We start from the raw sequence: 17033 nt of genomic DNA, 5'->3' as shown, positions 1-17033 counted from the left end.
TGAGCTCAGCAACTAACTTCGCCGCTGTAATAGAAATATGGCAAAAAATGCAAACACCAGACTAGGCAACACAGCACCCAGAAAAGGCGGCAACTGATACACGCCACTTAAAGCGCCAAACACTTCGTTGCTAACAAAAAAACCAAAACCGGTTAATACCCCCAAGATTACCCTGGCGCCCATGGTTACACTGCGTAAGGGGCCAAAAATAAACGACAATGCCATTAACAACATAATGCCTACGGTCAGAGGTTGTAAAAGCTTACGCCACAAAGCCAGTTCGTACCGATCAGCGTCCTGACTGTTGTTTTCTAAATATTGAATATACTGATACAAACCTGTAATGGATAAGGCTTCAGGTTTAACTTTCACCACACTCAGCTTATCGGGTGTCAAAGTGGAGCTCCAACTATCTTTAGCCTTATGGACAACCGTGATTTGTTCGGGGCTATATTGGGTTTCTTCAACCTGATTTAACATCCAGGCCTCACCATCAAAAACACCTTGTTTGGCGTTGACTATTTGTTGCAGAGTCAACTTATCGTTAAAACGATAAACGGTGATATCTCGCAACGTATTTTTATCGATAACCTCACCAATGCTAACAAAATTTTCACCATCTTTGGCCCACACCAATCGTTCGGATGAAAACAAGCTACCGCCCGAAATGGCTTGTGTACGGATTTCTTTGGCCTTGGTTTCGGTAACAGGAGCAACCCATTCCCCTATCATCATCACAAAAACCACCATCAACAAGGCAGATTTCATTGCAGATACAATAATGTTCCAACGGCTTTGTCCTGAGGCTTGCATGACCACCAGTTCACTGTTGCTGGCCAGCATGCCCATGCCAACTAAACCACCTATTAAGGTTGCCATGGGGAAAAACTGCTCTAATTCACGAGGTAAACTGAGAAAAATATATACACCGGCAGCCGTCATGTCGTAACTGCCACGACCTACATATTTCATTTGTTCGATAAATTTAATCAATGCACTTAAGCCGACGAGTACCCCTAAGCTCATTGCGGTAGTAGAAAATAAAGTGCGTGCTATATACCAGTCAATTATCTTAAACACGGGCTCGCCCTCTCGCATTTGCTTTCAAGCTTGCCCGCAAACGCGCACCTAAGGGGCGCCCCTTAAGTAACAAGGCTGTGCCTATACTCAACAAAATACCATGTACCCACCACAAACCCACTTGTGGTGGAATATGCCCGTCTTCCAAAGCTTTACGCCCCGCCATCAACATTAAAAAATAACCAAGATACAATAACAATGCGGGAAACATTTTACCAAAACGCCCCTGCCGCGGATTAGCCGCACTTAAGGGCACGGCAATCAACACTAAAAAAGGTAAAGACAACGGTAAAGCAATGCGCCAGTGCAACTCAGCCAATGCATCAATGCCTTCTTCTTGCAGCAAACTAAGAGTGGGAATAGCCGTTAATTTACGTCTTTGTTGCTCAACTTCTTGTTCAGCAATCTGAATTTGATATTCAGCAAACTCAATGACCCGATAGTCCTGCTGACCTAGGGTGCCTTCGTATTGCAAACCGTCTTTAAGCACGAGTTTTTCGGCGCCATTGGCTTCTGCTTTTACCCCGCCGTTTTGCGCATAGACCACCCTGATATCTTGAGAATCCGAGTCTTTAGTGCGTTGAGCTAAAAAAATCTTACGAAGAGGGCTTTCACCGATATCAATGTCATGAACAAAGATCACAGCTTGTTGATTGGCGGTTTGTTGAAAACGACCAGGAATTAAAGACGTTAAGCCACTTTGCGCACCGGCTTTTTCTTCCAATTGGTATTCACTTTCGACGGCTAAGGGCGCCAACCACAGGGTTAAAACTCCCGTTAACAAGGCCATGACTAAGGCCACCACTAACATTACCCGCGTGATATACCACTCGCTGATCCCACAGGCACGCATCACACTCATTTCGCTGTCGACGTATAATCGCCCATGCGCCAGCATAATGCCCAAAAACAAACTCAAAGGTAAAATAAGCGATGCCAGAACCGGCATGCTTAACGCAAGAAAGCCCAAAACCAAACCGGCCGGAATCTCACCGTTAGAGGCTTCAGCCAATACACGAATAAACTTTTGCGTGATAAAAATAGCCATCAACAGCAAAAAAACGGCAACTTGAGATTTGACAGTTTCTGTCACTAAATATCGAAATATCAGCACGTCTGTTCCAAAGGAAAAGTGGTATTTTAGTGGCGCTACGGGAAATTTTAAGTAAACTTAGCGTTTTCTCAAGTTTAATTTGTGTAGCGTGCGTTTTTAATGCACTTAGCCGCTCGAATCTTTAAAGATTATGTCTGGCCAAAATTGATCTTGCAATCTTATCACAGCAATACCCTATTCTGCTCGTAAGCAAAACAATTTCTTGGGCTTAATCTGGTGTCATTGTTTATAAAAAGCCTTTAGGTAGTGGAGAAAGCGTGTGGAATTTAGCGTAAAAAGCGGTAGTCCGGAAAAACAGCGTAGTGCATGCATTGTTGTCGGGGTATTTGAGCCACGACGCCTTACTTCAGTGGCTGAACAACTCGATATTATCAGCGAAGGTTATATCAGCAACTTGCTTAGGCGTGGTGATTTAGAAGGCCAAGCGGGCCAAATGTTATTACTGCACCACGTACCCAACGTACTAAGCGAGCGGGTATTGTTAGTCGGTTGTGGCAAAGAGCGAGAATTAGACGAGCGCCAATACAAACAAATTATTGCTAAAACCATTAAAACCTTAAATGAAACCGGCGCCATGGAAGCTGTTAGCTTTTTAACCGAGTTACATGTTAAAGGTCGTGATACTTACTGGAAAATTCGTCAGGCCGTTGAAGCTACTCAAGACGCGCTTTATACTTTTTTACAGCTAAAGACCAAAAAAGGCGAATTACGTCGTCCAATTCGTAAAATCGTGTTTAACGTGCCTACTCGTCGTGAATTGCCGATTGGTGAACGTGCATTGGCCCATGGTTTAGCGGTAGCTGTTGGCATGAAAACCACCAAAGATGTGGCGAATATGCCTCCTAACATTTGTAATCCTGCTTATTTACTCGAACAAGCCCAGGGCTTGGCGGCAACGTATACTAATTTGCATGTCAGTTCAGTTAATGAAAAACAAATGCAGGAGCTAGGTATGAATTCATATCTGGCCGTAGGTCGTGGTTCAGCCAACGAATCCATTATGACCATTATGGAACATAAAGGTGGCCCTGCTGACCAAGCACCAATAGTGCTGGTTGGTAAAGGTTTGACCTTCGACTCAGGTGGTATTTCAATTAAGCCAGGCGAAGCCATGGACGAGATGAAATACGACATGGGAGGAGCTGCAGGTGTATTAGGGACTATGCACACCATCAGCGAGCTCAACTTGCCCATTAATATCGTGGGTATATTGGCGGGTTGTGAAAACATGCCTGATGCCAATGCTTATCGCCCAGGTGATATTCTGACCACTATGTCAGGCCAGACCGTTGAGGTATTAAATACTGACGCAGAAGGTCGCTTGGTATTATGCGATGCGCTTACCTATGTCGAACGTTTTGATCCTGAGTTAGTCGTTGATGTAGCAACCTTAACCGGTGCTTGCGTTATCGCCTTAGGTAAACACGCTTCCGCAGTAATGAGTAGTCACAACCCTCTTGCTCACGAGTTAATAAATGCCTCTGAGCAAAGCGGTGACAAAGCGTGGCGCCTACCTTTATGGGATGAGTATCAAGAGCAAATCGAGAGTCCTTTTGCTGATATGAGTAACCTTGGTGGTCGCCCAGCAGGTGCCATCACTGCAGCATGTTTTTTATCGCGCTTTACACGTAAGTACAATTGGGCGCATATGGATATTGCTGGAACAGCCTGGGTTAGTGGCAAAAACAAAGGGGCTACTGGCCGCCCAGTACCTTTGTTATCACAGTTTTTGATGACTCGTGCCGGCTTAGTCACAGAAGATTAAGTCGCCATATCAGTAACCCAGGAATGTAATCAACATCATGGCTCAAGTGTCGTTTTACTTGTTGGACGAAACATCAGCAAATACCCCTGAACCCGCCCAGCTTAGTCTGGCGTGTTTAGTGGCAGCGCGCTGTTTTAGGCAAAAACAAAAGTGCATTGTATTGTGCCAAGACAAACAGCAAGCAGAGCAGTTTGACGAATTGCTGTGGCAATTACCGGTTAATAGTTTTGTGCCACATAATCTGGCAGGTGAAGGCCCAGTGGGTGGCGCTCCGGTAGAAATTCACTGGCAAACGCCTGCGCAAATGTCCCGTGCTGTATTGATTAATCTGGCCGAGTTAATGCCTGAATGTCATTTAGGCTTCAAACAAATTTTTGACTTTGTGCCAGCCGAGGAAAACCTCAAGCTTCAGGCACGAGAAAGATACAAACATTACCGTGCAGCAGGTCATCAACTTGATACCTTGGCTGCCTCAAGCATCGAAGAGAATTAAACCCATGGAAAAAACCTATAGCCCACAAAACATTGAGCAACAGTGTTACCAGCAGTGGGAAGCAAGCGGCTATTTCAAAGCCAGCGGTCAAGGCGAGCCTTATTGTATTTTGTTACCTCCCCCCAATGTGACAGGTAGTCTGCACATGGGCCATGGTTTTCAACAAACCATCATGGATGCGCTCACCCGTTACCACCGCATGAAAGGTGACAATACTCTATGGCAATGTGGTACCGATCACGCGGGTATCGCCACGCAAATGGTGGTCGAACGTCAGCTTAATGCTAAAGGTTTAACTCGCCATGATTTAGGCCGCGAGACCTTTGTGGAAAAAATCTGGGACTGGAAAGCCGAATCAGGTGGCACCATTACCCAACAGATGCGCCGTTTGGGTACATCACCCGATTGGGATCGTGAGGTTTTCACGATGGACGATGACCTATCTGAAGCGGTAAATGAAGTTTTTGTGCGTTTGCACGAAGAAGGACTTATTTACCGTGGCAAACGTTTAGTCAATTGGGATCCGGTATTGCTCACCGCCGTATCTGACCTCGAAGTACTCAACGAGGAAGAAGATGGCTTTATGTGGCACATCCGTTACCCCTTAGCAGATGGTTCGGGATCTTTGGTGGTTGCCACTACTCGCCCCGAGACCATGTTAGGGGATACTGCCGTTGCCGTGCATCCCGATGACCCGCGTTATCAAACCTTGATCGGTAAATCAATCAAACTGCCTCTGACTGGCCGTTTAATTCCAATCATCAGCGACGACTATGTGGATCCCAAATTTGGTACCGGCTGTGTAAAAATCACCCCGGCCCACGATTTTAACGATTATGAAATGGGTAAACGTCATAGTTTAGAAGTGATCAACATCTTAACTGACGATGCCAAGATCAATAATCTGGCGCCAGAGCAGTATCAAGGTTTAGATCGTTTTGTGGCACGTAAACAAATCGTTGCTGATTTAGAGACTGCTGGGGTATTAGTCAAAATTGAACCTCACAAACTTAAAGTACCGCGGGGCGACCGTTCTGCTGCCGTGATCGAACCTTATCTAACTGACCAATGGTATGTAGCGGTTGAAGAATTAGCTAAACCCGCTATCGACGCAGTGAAAAGCGGCGAAATAAAGTTTGTGCCAGAAAACTGGGATAAAACCTATTACCAATGGATGAACAACATTCAAGATTGGTGTATCTCGCGCCAATTGTGGTGGGGACATCGCATTCCAGCTTGGTACGACTCCAATGGTCAAGTATTTGTCGGACGCACAGAAGCCGAAGTACGTGCCAAACATAATATTGCTGCCGATGTGGCTTTACGTCAGGACGAAGATGTATTGGATACCTGGTTTTCATCGGCTTTGTGGCCTTTTGCAACCATGGGTTGGCCAAAACAAACGCCAGAGTTAAACACCTTTGTACCCAGCGCCGTATTAGTTACTGGTTTTGATATCATTTTCTTCTGGGTAGCTAGAATGATCATGATGACCAAAAAATTCACTGGCAAAATCCCTTTCAAAGAAATTTATATTACCGGCCTTATCCGTGATGAAAATGGCGATAAAATGTCTAAATCAAAAGGTAATGTTATCGATCCTATTGATTTGATAGACGGTATTAGCCTAGAAGCTTTAGTCGCTAAACGCACCTCGGGCATGATGCAGCCTAAGCTTGCAGAAAAAATCACAAAACTAACACAAGCAAGTTATCCTGAAGGCTTTGCTGCCTATGGCACAGATGCCTTGCGTTTTACCTTCGCTGCTATGGCATCCACCAGCCGTGATATCAATTTCGACGTAAAACGAGTTGAGGGTTATCGCAACTTCTGTAACAAGTTATGGAATGCTTCACGTTTTGTATTGATGAATGCCGAAGATCAAGACAACGGGCTACATGCAGCACAAAGTGGCGATGAACTCGAACTCAGCTTAGCTGACCGCTGGATCTGGGCGCGTTTACAACTGACCCTAAAAGAATTCGAAACAGCCTTAGTTGATTATCGTTTTGATATCGCTGCGCAAGTCGTTTACGAGTTCACTTGGAATCAGTTCTGTGACTGGTATTTAGAATTGACTAAACCGATTTTAAATTCTGAACACAGCACTACAGCGCAAAAGCGTGGTACACGTCATACCTTGGTTAATGTACTGGAAAACCTACTACGAATTTTGCATCCCTTTATGCCGTTTATCACCGAAGAGATTTGGCAACGAGTGGCACCTTTGTGCAAGGTACTAAGCACGGAACAACAGCACAGCATCATGATGCAGACTTTCCCTCAGCAAGATGCCAACTTGTTAGACAGACAAGTACTTGATGACATCGAATGGATGAAGAGTTTTGTACTGGGCATCCGTAATATCCGTGGCGAAATGGACATCGCACCGAGTAAACCGCTGAGTGTCTTGTTGCGCAACGCCAGTCCCAAAGATTGGCAAAGACTGCAAACAACTAAAGCTTTCCTTGGCTCCATTGCTAGGCTCGACGGTATCACGTTACTGGAACCGGACGAAAGTGCGCCAGCCTCAGCCACCGCTTTAGTGGGTGAAATGGAGATCCTGATCCCCATGGCTGGTTTGATTAATAAAGAAGCTGAGTTGGCACGTATTGCTAGGGCTTTAGATAAGTTGCAAAAAGACTTTGATCGCACTCAAGGCAAACTGGCTAACGAAAAGTTTGTGAGTAATGCGCCAGCCGATGTCATTGAAAAAGAACAAGCCAAGTTAGCCGATTTTTCGATGCAAATAGGTAAACTGCAAGAACAAAAGGTCACTATTGAGGCCCTGTAGTAGGGGCGATATATAACGCCTTTTTATTGGTAAATAACTAGAATCGTGCATTAACTATGTGTTGAGCACGATTTTTTTAGTACACTTATTCAACACTTTTTATACTCTGGGCCCTAATGCTGCAACTAATGCCACTTACGCCGCGTTGGATCTTTTTCACATTATTCCTGCTTTTGCCAACAGTGCTTAGCGCACAAACGGCAAAACAAAAACACCTCACTCTTGTTTTTGCTTCTAACATGCCAGAAATTGGTCCGGCGAATAAGGGCAGCTATCCCAAACTTGCTAGTTTATTGGAAAAATCCAGACAAGAAGATGAACAAAATCTATTTGTCTTTGGTGGCTCAAGTTTAGGCCCAAGTTCATTGTCGAGCTTAGATCGCGGTTCTCATATTATCGATATTCTTAATACCCTTGAACCCGATTTGATGTCCGTCGGTAAAAGTGAATTCAGTTATTTTGAAGATGAACTCAGTTTACGATCATACGAAGCCGCCTTTCCTTTTGTGAGCTCTAACATTTATGACCCGCTGACAAAAAGTAATATGGAAGGCATTAATACCAATATCATTATTGATAAAGGTGGTTTAAGTGTGGGTTTTATTTCCATCTTGGACGAGAGTGTTGTTCAGGAATATTTATTAGAGCGGATCTCGATATTGGAGCCCCAAGCTCTACTCAACCAACAGATTAAACAATTAGAGCAGCAAGGGGCAGACTTAATTGTCATGCTCTACTCTCAAGAAAAAGATTATTATCAGGCTCTACTTGATACCAAGAAAATTGATTTTGCTCTGCGAATATTGCCAACAGCCCATGATGAGCATAGTGAAAAACCTGCGGTATTAGCCAAACGTTATATCTTGTCAGATATAAAAACCACCTTAGTCTTAAAACTGTCGTGGCCACAAAATTCTCCAAAAGAGCTTAGTATTGACGAGCTAAATTTAGATCTGAATACTTACCCAGACCATACGGCCACGGCAATATTGATTGATGAATACACAAGACGACTCAACCGTTTGTTAAGCCAGCCCATCGGCACCTTAAGTCAGCCAATGAACAGCCAAAAAACCTTGATCAGAACGGCAGAAAACGCCTTTGGTAATTTTATTGCTGATGCCTTAAAAGAAGCGGCTCACGCTGAAATCGCCATGGTTAATAGCGGATCTGTGCGTGGTGACAAAAACTATCAGGCCAATAGTATCCTGACTCGGGGCGATATCATTCGTGAACTACCTTATAGAACACATTTGTCAGTGGTATCAATCAGAGGTGCACAGCTGTGGGCGGCACTTGAACACGGGGTTAGCCAAGTCGAAGACATCAAAGGAAGGTTTTTACAAGTATCAGGGATGAGCTTCAGCTACTCACTTGAACAGCCCGTGGGCAAACGAGTGCAGAATGTACAAATTAATGGCAAAGCCCTTAAACTCAACCAACAATATAAACTTGCAACCTCCGACTATATCGTGAAAGGTGGAGATGGTTTTACTGCGTTTAATGATGTACAAAATCTAGAAGTGTTAAGCCAAAATACGCCTTTGGTTTCAGATATTGTGATACGTGCCATCCAAAAACAACAAACTATTACCCCTAAGTTAACGTCAAGAATTGTGAGAATGGAACAATGACGGCGACTAGCCAAAAAGGTATGCAGGCGAGAAGAGTCTCTTTAATCAGGGTTTTTAGTCTGACAGGTAGCACTATTCTGGCCTTATTTCTGCTGCTGTGCTGGTTAACCTATAGCAGTTTGCTTGATTTTAAAGCCATGTTTAATGATGTGGCCGAACATTCATTACCCGATATAGTGATCTCTAGCCAACTTTACGGTCAATCATCACGTTTATTAGAAGCCACCGAGCAATTATCTAAATCCACCTCTGAAGCCGCTAAACGTGTTGCTGAACAAAATATTGCAGAATATTTAGACTATCTGAAAAATATCTCGAAAAAGCGTTTTCACAATGAGTTTCTTGATTTACAACTGGATATCATCAGCTTAGAAATCAGTGAATTTACGACTTTAATAAAACAGAAATTGCTGATAAACCAGCAACTTAAAGATAAAGAAAATGCCATTCATAAGTTACATGCCGTCGCATTGGCATTAGAGCCTCAACTCCAAGAAAACGCCCAGCTGGGTGCTGATTATCAATGGTCTTTGCAATTATCCAGAACCATTACCAGTGTTAATCGAAGCTTAAATATGAACCGACTACAGGAAGTCAGGCAGTTGTTCAGGCAATTTAATAACGACATAGAAGTGCTCAAAAAATACGCTGAACGAGGAGAGCATCAAGATCAAAAACTCAGATTAACCAATAATCTAGCCCAACTTATTTTGCAGGATGAAGGTTTGCTGCCTTTAAAAATAATGCAATTACGTATAGATGGACGAGTGATTGGTCGAGAGAATTTTGTACATAATCTAATCCAAGATTTTGCTCGTTTACTGGAATACTCGGCGAAAGAAACCGAGCAAAAAGTCACCGATCAGTTGAGCAAAACCGTACAACGCACTAACAAAGAAATTACCTTGATTGGTTTAGTGTTAACAGTCGGTATTGTATCGCTGGTTCTGATGATATTGTTTATCCAAAAACACGTCATTATCCGCCTACAGTCTTTGAATAACTTGGTCAAAAGTAAAATCAAAGGTGATGACATCACTGCAAGGATCAAAGGCAATGATGAGATAACCGATCTCGCCAATACGTTTAATTTATTCACTCAAACCATAGAAGAACAACAAATCAAATTAGAGCACATGTCGCTTTCCGACGGCTTAACCGGCATCGCTAATCGCCGCGCACTCGACATACGTTTATTACACGATATTGAATTGTCTATTCGTAAAAAATCCCACGTGGCGATTTTATTAATGGATATTGATTGTTTTAAACTTTACAACGACAACTACGGCCACGCCGCGGGTGATGAATGTTTAAAAATAATCGCCACTTGCATTAAACATGCGCTGAAACGATCATCAGATTTTGTGGCGCGTTACGGGGGCGAAGAGTTTGTTTGCATACTGCCGGATACAAACTTAGCCGGCGCGAAAGACATTGCAAACAACATTATGCACAGTATAAGTGAGGCCAAGGTCAAACATGAGTACAGTACAGTAACTCCGTTTATTACTATCAGCATGGGTATTGCTGTATCTGGCCCTGACTTAGTCCTTCTACCCGATAAATTACTCAGCAGAGCTGATAAGGCGCTTTATGTCGCCAAAGACCATGGTAAAAATCAATTTTGCAGTGATGACACAACCCAATAATACGGTGGATAACAACAGACATAAAAAAACCGCCAAAAGCGGTTTTTTATTATGATTGATTTCAGTTGGTTTTTACCATTAATTCAGGAAACTCATCGTCAAACCAGTCTTTCAGCATGTTTTTTTCATAACGTAGTGACTCACTGGAGAAAAAACGATTCGCTCTATCCATAAAGGCCATGTCTTTTAACTCAACATCACCTTCCTGAATCAACTCACCTGTGGTATTCACTAACTTATAAGTGAAACTGATACGTGGAATATCCATATTCTTAATCACCCGTACATCGCTAGCACCATGACCAAAACCAACAAAGGACGCAGGCCAAACTTGACCCGCAAGATCCAAGTTAGTAACGTTTAATGATAGCTTTTGATCGTCGGGCAATTTTGCCGCTAATTTTTGCAAATATTCCAGCAACTGCTCAAAGGTATGTTCACGAAATTTAACCCGAGATTCCATCGTCGGTCTGACGTCACGATATTTCTCTGGGTTTTCCCAGTTGATTTCGACTTGTGCCTGACTCAATACTTGAGTTGTACACAGTAATAACGAACTGGTCATAAGAGGTACTAATAACTTTTTCATGTCTTGCTCCTCACTCGTTTTCAAACGAAATACAGCATAAACAAATAAGACTGAACCTTAACTGAATTATGTCTGTTTGTCTTCTATCTAACACGGTTAACACTATAGACCAACCGAGTAAACTTAAAATTCCCTGCTTTCAATATCTTAAAAATTGGCCAGCCAAAGCTGGCCACAAATCACATCAGAGTCAATGATGTGAAAAACCTTACATCCTTTTAACTAGGGTAAATTAATCGACATAGCGTTTAATTTAAAATTCTGATCTTATAACCGCTCACTGAAGTGTCGTCTTTTTCAATGCTAATGATGTGATTTTTGCCCTGTTCAAATTCAACTTGCTCACTGCGGTCAAGCAACAACTGTGTGCCATTGCTTGTTACCAATGCCAATATTTCATAGGTATCATCAGGTAAGGTTATAGACTTACTTTTTGCAAAATTCAGAGCTGAAATAACATATTTTGCATTATCTAAGGTTTCACCCGCACGGACAAAATACAGCTCCAGCGAACTAAATTCAGCCAGCAAATTCACCACCTCAACTTGAAACTGGAAACTCTGTGGCAAGGTGCTTTCGTTAAACGCAAGTGATTTGAGTTCATTATTGGCATTCTGGTACAAGATAATCGCTTTGCTGGTACCTTGATTTAAAGTCACAAAGTTATTATTAAAACTGATGCTCGCATCGCTGACTAACTCTGCCGACAAACGATAATTACCAAAATTCATGTCGGTAAAATCGCTCAGTGTTTTAGCTGCGACGTCTAAGGTACTACTGTTATTACCACTGCCATCTAAAGTGACATGCAGTGATGCACCACTGGGCAAGCTATTGTAAATACGGTATTGCGCAGACTCGTTAACATCCGAGTAGGTAGTTACAGTAGAAGAATTAGCGACGACGTCGACTTCGATGTTGCCACTATTCGCTCCTGCCGTAGCACGCAGCAGCAATACGTATTCAGTAGTAAAACTAAATGCAATAGGTGCACTTTGAAATACCGGTTCTGTTTGGCCTGGCAAAGTCAGGTAAACGACATAACTACCTAGTTTGAAATTGTCAGCGCTGGTTGCCCCCCAATAATTAACTTCGCTGAAGTCCTGATAAGCCAGTGTGTTTAGTTTATGCGCTTCACTAAAAGTATCTCCTTCATCGGCCAGATACAGATCATAGCGGCTATCACCTTCAATTACTGAGCTGCTAAACAGTCGAAATTCCGCGCTTAACTCTTCTCGCACAAACTTGTGTTCAGCCACGTTTTGTGCGGAGCCACTGCCACTTAAGATCATCAGTGACTTTTCACCTTTTTTTAAGGTGCTTTGCATTTCCTCAATTAATATTTCTTTGTTATCCGTATCTTGACGATAAAATTTCAGCGCCATTTCACCACTTTCTACCGTTAACAAACTGGTAGCATCACCATAAACTGCAGAGCCCAGTGCTTGACCATCAACCTCTCGTAAGTAAGTTAAGGCGCTTGTGGCTGAGCCGTTATAAAATTGCAAATAAGCTTCGCTGTAAGTTGATTCTTCTTCCTTGTCTTTAGAGCTGCCACAAGCCAGCAAAGCCAAACTGAAAGTAATATATGCCAAGGTTTTTAAAAAAAGTTTTATCATGAAAAATGGTAGATCCTGTTGCTGTTGTTTTATATTTCCCAAAGACCAAATAAAGCATAGACGCGAACCCACGCTCAGAATTTAGGGGTGTTGAGGTTTAGTTGCACAGGCTGTACTAGTCTAGGTAAATATTTAATTTACCTAGACTAGAGCCTGCATTAGATAGAAATATTTAGTAAGGGCCTGCTGGTTTTAGCTCGTCATTCCACAGGCTATGCCATACCTGATTACCATGAATATAAAAGACATGTTCGCCGTGAATAACACTGCGATCATCACCGCCATAGACATAATAATCACTTGAATTGGGCACCTGAACCTGCGAGTTTTGTATCAGCATTGACTGTGCACTGTTGGTATCGACTTGCAACAACAGCAAACTTGATTGGTTCCACCAAGTGCCAAACTCATCTTCATTTTGTCCCCATTGCTCTACCGGCATAGCCAATTGATAAGCTCCGTTGATGTTTAGTGCAGATAAGGCGCGGTAGTCATATTCAACTGGGGTATAGGCCTGTGCCATCACTATGTTATTGATTTCGATGGGATTGGCAGGATCATTCACATCAAACAAACTGATCTTCATACCCTCTTGGGTAACTGGCTCATCAGCAACAGCACCTCTATCAGGAATATTACGTGCATTAACGTGCTGGCCTACTCCCAAGAGATAATTGTTATCCATAGGAAATAAATAACTTGAGAATCCAGGTATCTCCAGTGCGCCTGCGACTATGGGTGTATAAGGATCGGATAAGTCAATGACATACAGGGGATCAATACGCTCAAAAGTCACGATATAGGCTTTATCCCCCATAAAACGTACCGCATAAATTTCTTCACCGGGTTTGCCTATGGCTTCTGGTTGGTCTTTGTTAGGTAAACTCGCCACAACCTGTAGTTCATTACCATTTTGGGTTAATACAGACAAATGATGCACCGGACTTTGAGCGCTATAATCTGTGGTCACGACCCGTAAAAACCCGTTTTGTTCACTTAACTTAAGCTCACGCTGACTTTGCCATCCAACAACGCCATTAAGCAAACCGGATGCCTGATAACTTGGTACTGCACCTTGCAAACCAATTTTATGTAAGGCGGTTTGTTCATTAACGGCAGCCCCCAAATACAGGCTATCAGCCGACATGTACATCATATCTGCCATAGCACTTACACAACTGGCGACGATCTCAGTAGGTACTAACAGATTGATTTTAATCACCGACAACAATTGAGCGTAACCATCTTTATCACTGGCTTGAGCTGGGATCACACAATCTTCCGCAGAAAATAATGCTTTAGCCTGACCATCAACATACACTTTAGGCATCAGCTCATCATCTGAGGTTGCCACTATCTTGCGATAATTCGCCAAAAATTCAGCGTCGGTACTGGCATTAAGATTCAAACCTTCAACGTGAGCAGTAAAACTAGACACCAAATATAGGGCATCACCAATCCTACGACTGGATAACAGAGAGCCATCAAATTGCATGTTGTTTAACAATACTGGGCTGCTTACTTCGCGAGTGTTATACAAATCCACCGTAAATTTATTCTCAAACGTATCCCACGATCCCGCCATCAACGTATCAAAGGTATAGCGATAACCTTCTGAACTAAGTACCGCAAGTCGGTCATCATTGAGATAAATACCATCAATATTGGCGTTTTCTTGCGACAAGGGCAGCTCTGCCACCTGAGTTAATGAGTAGTCGGTATTACGCTGCAAGACCCTGACATGAGCAGGATAATTCGCCTCGTTTCGCCACTCGGCAAAAGCGGCCAGATACAGAGTATCGCCGTTGTACTCAAGTCTGTCGGCTTCATCGACACCAGACTCCTGAGTATTAGTGGTCGAAAAATTATCTTTTAAGGTTTCCGCTGGCGCCGATGGATAAGCGGTTTGATAGGCATACTGAGCAATAGAAGAATAAATGCCGTTTTTGATGTAACGACTTGCCTTTGCTTGATTCACTTGGGCTAAAGCACCGGAGAAGGCAGTAGCGGGATTTATTTGTGGCACAGCCGTTGGTACTGGAGTTTGTCCAAGATCATCCTCTGAACTATCTCCCGAGCAGGCAGTTAAGCCCGCAATGCACACAGCACTTAATATATAGTTTGCTAATTTCACATATTTCATGGGTAACCCTTCCTCATTAAATCAATGTTGCCAAAGCCTGAACAAAGTCTAGTAACATTTTGCGCTGAATATCGATCCAAATTGCCACCATTTGTTAATATTTGTAATCCTTGAATGAGCTCAACAAAAAATCTGCTAGCATACTGTCATGGTATTTTGAGTCTCAAACTGTGAAATGTATTTGCGCTACCTATTTAAACTAATTCCTGCGATTTTTGTGCTGCTTATCTCTGTTAGGCAGGCAAGCGCGTGTGAGCAAGATGAACAATGCCTGGCGACCAATCAATGGAAATTTGGCATTGCTTTGGGGTTGGGGGCTACGTCAAACCCGCTGGTGGGCGGCGATAATATCCCTTTGGTTATCCTGCCAGATATCGCGTGGTATGGAGAAGCAGCCTACTTTGATAACGGTGAATTGGGTTATCAATGGTTAGAAAAAAAGTCTTTTTCTTTTGTGACTTATCTCAGCTTGGATACAGAAAGAGCATTTTTTAACTTTTGGCATCCTGCCAATATTCTATTACCGATAAATCGCCTCAGTAGTATTGCCGACGCACAAGCACCATCAAAGGCTCCTGACTTCAGCGGACCAGAGCAATTATCAGTTTCCATCGATAATGTCAGTCGCAGAAACTGGGCTGTGATGGGAGGAGTTCGCTGGTATTATCGGCCTAACAGTGCCGAATGGCAGTTGTCACTGGAAAAAGATCTGAGTGCTACGCATAATGGGACAAAACTGGATCTGAGTTATCAACATTTTTGGCAGTGGCAGACCTTTCGTTTTAGCACACAAGTAAAAATGATTTGGAAAAGCAGCGCATTAGTGAATTATTATTATGGCGTGGATGAGCAGGATAAGGTTGAACCGTCCTTCTTTTATCAAGCCAGTTCAGGTTGGCAACCCTTGATTGCTCTGTCCTTACAAAAAAAGATGCAGAATAATTGGTTGTGGTTAAATCGAATCAGCCTGCAAAAATTACATTCCGGCATGACTAACAGTCCATTAGTAGAAGAAGGGAACATATACAGTGTATTTAGCGGTTTTGCCTATCAATTTTAACGGAATTTAAATTGAGACTTGCGCTATTGTTTTTCTGTGCTGTTTCTTTATTGGATCAATCAGCAATAGCCCAAGCTCCTCAATGGCAGGTACAGCCGACTATTTGTATCAGTGAACAAGCCGGCCAAAGCTGTGAATTTACAGTGGAGATCACATTATTGAATTTGCCCAGCGCACAATATTGTTTAGTCTTGACTGATAAATTCATACGCTGTGCAAACTTGGCAGAGTTTCCTTTAAAAATTCCTATCAGTATTAGTAAAACCAGTCAGTTATTGCTGCTCAATGAGGCGCAACAAACGCTATTAAGCACCACCCTTTTAGTTAAATCACGGCAGGCGAGCACACAACGGCGACGACTGCGTAATCCCTGGAGTTTATTTTAATGGCACATGTACTCTTGGTCGAAGATGATGAGCGGCTTAGTCAATTAATCATCAGTTATTTACACACTCAGGGCTTCACGGTTACTCGTTTAGCAAGTGGCGAAAAGTTATTGGCAACAGTCAAACAAAGCCCACCTGATATTGTGGTATTAGATGTGATGTTGCCCGGCGACAATGGTTTTACTCTGTGTCGTGCACTGCGTCCTATTTACTCTGGCCCCTTGTTGTTTATGACAGCCAAAGGTGATGATTTTGATCAGGTTATGGGCCTAGAAATTGGTGCCGATGACTACATCATCAAACCAGTAGAACCTCGTGTTTTGTTAGCCCGTATTAACGCCCTATTGCGCCGGGTAAAACACAAAACTGCCTCACAAGCTAATACTCAAAAATTGGTATTTGGCCAACTGGTGATAGACCGCAATGCTCGTAGTGCAGTATTAAAAGGCCGGGATGTACAACTGACCAGTCACGAGTTTGATATGTTATGGAAACTGGCAGAAAACGCTTCAACACTGGTTGAGCGCAGTGTGTTGTACGATGAATTAATCGGCCGTGAATACGATGGTTTAGACCGCTCAGCAGATGTCAGGGTCTCGCGTTTACGCAAAAAATTAGATGACAATCCCCTGCACCCCTATCGCATCAAAACCATCTGGGGCAAGGGTTTCTTTTTTGTTGCCGATGCCTGGAACGACTAATCA

13 protein-coding genes are annotated in these 17033 nt (G+C 43.0%); 8 read left to right on the top strand and 5 right to left on the bottom strand.

What is annotated here, in order from left to right:
• Nucleotides 1–12: 12 nt before the first annotated feature.
• Nucleotides 13–1080 (bottom strand): LPS export ABC transporter permease LptG, encoded by a 1068-nt coding sequence (lptG, locus tag AX660_RS00325; RefSeq protein ID WP_068370810.1) that lies wholly within the window; start codon nt 1078–1080, stop codon nt 13–15.
• Entirely contained in the window at nt 1073–2194 is a 1122-nt protein-coding gene (gene lptF / locus AX660_RS00320; RefSeq protein WP_068370807.1) for an LPS export ABC transporter permease LptF, read from the bottom strand. Before lptF ends, lptG begins: the two co-directional genes overlap by 8 nt.
• Before the next feature lie 259 nt (nt 2195–2453).
• Here lptF and pepA point away from each other — a divergent pair, with 259 nt between their 5' ends.
• The 5 genes from pepA to AX660_RS00295 all read left to right on the top strand — a co-directional run bounded on the left by pepA (nt 2454) and on the right by AX660_RS00295 (nt 10532).
• The gene (gene pepA, locus AX660_RS00315; RefSeq protein ID WP_068370804.1) at nt 2454–3959 is read left to right on the top strand and encodes a leucyl aminopeptidase; all 1506 of its coding nucleotides are present in this window, start codon (nt 2454–2456) and stop codon (nt 3957–3959) included.
• 37 nt (nt 3960–3996) lie between these two features.
• Complete coding sequence (locus tag AX660_RS00310) at nt 3997–4452, top strand: DNA polymerase III subunit chi (protein WP_068370801.1); 456 nt, start codon at nt 3997–3999, stop codon at nt 4450–4452.
• 4 nt (nt 4453–4456) lie between these two features.
• A complete protein-coding gene (locus AX660_RS00305) occupies nt 4457–7246 on the top strand; it encodes a valine--tRNA ligase (RefSeq protein WP_068370798.1) in 2790 nt (929 codons plus the stop codon).
• Nucleotides 7247–7485: 239 nt separating this feature from the next.
• Nucleotides 7486–8880 carry a bifunctional metallophosphatase/5'-nucleotidase gene (locus tag AX660_RS00300; protein ID WP_201027373.1) on the top strand — a complete coding sequence of 465 codons (1395 nt, stop codon included), beginning with the start codon at nt 7486–7488 and terminating at the stop codon, nt 8878–8880.
• Nucleotides 8877–10532, top strand: coding sequence for a GGDEF domain-containing protein (locus AX660_RS00295; RefSeq protein WP_068370795.1), 1656 nt, complete (start codon nt 8877–8879; stop codon nt 10530–10532). The genes AX660_RS00300 and AX660_RS00295 overlap by 4 nt, the downstream gene beginning before the upstream one ends.
• Nucleotides 10533–10593: 61 nt before the next feature.
• On the opposite strand, the gene AX660_RS00290 is transcribed toward AX660_RS00295, so the two are convergent.
• From AX660_RS00290 to AX660_RS00280, 3 genes are all read right to left on the bottom strand, one after another.
• Nucleotides 10594–11121 (bottom strand): DUF3016 domain-containing protein, encoded by a 528-nt coding sequence (locus tag AX660_RS00290; RefSeq protein ID WP_068370792.1) that lies wholly within the window; start codon nt 11119–11121, stop codon nt 10594–10596.
• A gap of 248 nt (nt 11122–11369) precedes the next feature.
• On the bottom strand, nt 11370–12740 hold the full coding sequence (locus AX660_RS00285; protein WP_068370789.1) for a hypothetical protein: 1371 nt from the start codon (nt 12738–12740) through the stop codon (nt 11370–11372).
• A 172-nt stretch (nt 12741–12912) separates the two neighbouring features.
• A complete protein-coding gene (locus AX660_RS00280) occupies nt 12913–14883 on the bottom strand; it encodes a beta-propeller domain-containing protein (RefSeq protein ID WP_068370787.1) in 1971 nt (656 codons plus the stop codon).
• Between the two features lie 181 nt (nt 14884–15064).
• Here AX660_RS00280 and AX660_RS00275 point away from each other — a divergent pair, with 181 nt between their 5' ends.
• From AX660_RS00275 to AX660_RS00265, 3 genes are read left to right on the top strand one after another with little or no spacing between them, the layout of a single operon-like run.
• Nucleotides 15065–15943: a MipA/OmpV family protein gene (locus tag AX660_RS00275; protein ID WP_157884291.1), complete on the top strand. Its 879-nt coding sequence runs from the start codon at nt 15065–15067 to the stop codon at nt 15941–15943.
• Nucleotides 15944–15954: 11 nt separating this feature from the next.
• The gene (locus AX660_RS00270) at nt 15955–16329 is read left to right on the top strand and encodes a DUF3019 domain-containing protein (RefSeq protein ID WP_068370784.1); all 375 of its coding nucleotides are present in this window, start codon (nt 15955–15957) and stop codon (nt 16327–16329) included.
• Nucleotides 16329–17030: a response regulator gene (locus tag AX660_RS00265; protein ID WP_068370781.1), complete on the top strand. Its 702-nt coding sequence runs from the start codon at nt 16329–16331 to the stop codon at nt 17028–17030. The genes AX660_RS00270 and AX660_RS00265 overlap by 1 nt, the downstream gene beginning before the upstream one ends.
• The last annotated feature ends 3 nt before the right edge of the window (nt 17031–17033 follow it).

The sequence above is a fragment of the Paraglaciecola hydrolytica genome, from assembly GCF_001565895.1.
GTDB lineage: Bacteria > Pseudomonadota > Gammaproteobacteria > Enterobacterales > Alteromonadaceae > Paraglaciecola > Paraglaciecola hydrolytica.
The sequence above is the reverse complement of the archived record's forward strand: the minus strand, read 5'-3'. Positions and strand labels throughout refer to the sequence as shown.